This is a genomic window from Luteibacter sp. P4_E6, assembly GCF_056401535.1.
The window spans coordinates 1-1,867 of record NZ_JBFUJE010000674.1 but is presented as its reverse complement, the minus strand read 5'-3'; the positions used below and the strand labels follow the sequence as shown (position 1 = coordinate 1,867).

Sequence of the window (1,867 nt, the reverse complement as noted above, 5' to 3'; positions counted from 1 at the left end):
GTTCAAAGGCGAGCCGGGGCATGCCCAGTTTCATTTCGTCGGCCGTGGTCCCGTGCTCCTGCGAACCCATGACGACAGGGTGCTCTCGCTCGAGACCGGCGACGCCGTCCTGCTGCCGCAAGGCCGTCCGCATGTGCTGCTCTCGTCCGCAGACATACCGTCGCGGGATGTCACGGACTTTCTGGCCACGCCGCTGTGCAACAGCGTCGCCGACATTCATCCTGAGTGCGAAGCGACTGCGCGCGCCTCGGGCGCTCTGATCTTCAGCGGATGCATGGAATTCGAACTCGGCGGCATGCAGCCACTCGTCGCAGCGATGCCCGACGTGATGCTTGTCGGCACGCTGCTCGACCGTTATCCGGAGCTACGTCCCATGCTGGACGCCATGGAACGTGAGTCCTGTCATAGGCGCGCCGGTTTCGCCGGCATTCTCGCCCGGCTGGCCGACGTGGTCTCCGCGATTATCGTGCGCGGCTGGGTCGAATCGGGCTGTGGCGATGCCTCCGGCTGGCTGAAAGGGCTCCGTGACCCACGCCTGGGCAAGGCCATCGTTGCCATGCATCGCGAGCCTGGCCGCAACTGGACCGTCGCCGAGCTCGCCGATGAAATGGGCAGTTCGCGTTCGGTATTCGCCGAGCGCTTCTTCACCGTCACCGGCATGACCCCGGTGCGCTACCTCACCGAACTTCGCATGCGGCTGGCGGCCCAGTGGATAGGACGCGACGAGTCTACAATCGAGAGTGTGGCGTTCCAGCTGGGGTATGGCTCGCTGGCAGCCTTCAGCCGGGCGTTCAAGCGGGTGATCGGCGAGCCGCCGGGGGCCATGAGGCAGGCGGCCAAGTGAGCGCCAGGCTTTAATAAGCCATCGCCTTATTAAGGGTTATCGACTTATCCTTTAATAAGCCCTAGGCTTATTCAACCTTACCAAGGGTCGCACCCTGTGCGCCGACAGGATCTTTCCCCTACTCGACAGCGCAGCCTCGTCAAATGTGACGAGCCGCGATCGCACTGCCATGCCCTCGTTCCACCTGCGACGCCTCGGATATTGCCGTCCTCTGCCCGCGTAGCGTCAGCCATCGGCCGGGCCCACGAGGCGCTCGGACGCCTTCAGGACGCCGTCGCTCATCTGCCCAACACCGAACTGATTACGCGTTCGCTTGCACGTCGCGAAGCCGTGCAGAGCTCTCAGATCGAAGGAACGCGGACGCAGCTATCCGAGCTCCTGGAATATGAGGCCACCCAAGGTGCCGAAGGGGCAACTGCCGATGCCCGGGTGACGGAACGCTACGTCGTCGCGCTCAAGGACGGACTGGAMTCGCTAAAACCGCCAGCGACTGCCGGCCTGACTCTCGATGTCGTCAGACGCCTGCACCTTACCCTGATGGACGACGCGCAGCCCCACGTCCGGCTGGGCCAGTGGCGGGATACGCAAGCATGGATCGGCTCAGGACGAATCGAGGATGCGACCTTCGTCCCGCCGCCGCCTGGGAACATTGAGGCGTGCATGCGAGAGCTGGAACTGTCAATGCTTAGGTATGAGAGAAACGAAGACGAACACTATGAACTCGGCATCGTCGCTCGCCTTGCCATTACGCATGCGCAGTTCGAAACCATCCATCCGTTCGCCGACGGTAACGGACGCGTCGGTCGCCTGCTCATGCCCCTCATGTTGGCTGAAGCGAACTACCCGCCACTCTATCTTTCTGGCTTTCTCCTGAAGCATCGCCATGCGTACTACAACAGCCTCGCAGGGGTGCAGCTGAAGGAACATTGGGACGCATGGGTCGAGTTCCTGTCCAACGCGGTGGTGGGCGCGTGTGACACGTCGCTCGCTATCGCGCGTGACATGAACCGCATTGTCGAGGGA

General features: G+C 62.8%; 2 protein-coding genes. Both read left to right on the top strand.

The genetic code is table 11. The features are described from left to right. Nucleotides 1-844 (top strand): AraC family transcriptional regulator (locus AC1DT2_RS22240; RefSeq protein ID WP_477298787.1); only part of this gene is annotated, 844 nt, incomplete at its 5' end. Nucleotides 845-1,045: 201 nt separating this feature from the next. Next, nucleotides 1,046-1,867: Fic family protein (locus AC1DT2_RS22235; protein ID WP_477298786.1), on the top strand; the 822-nt coding region annotated here is incomplete at its 3' end.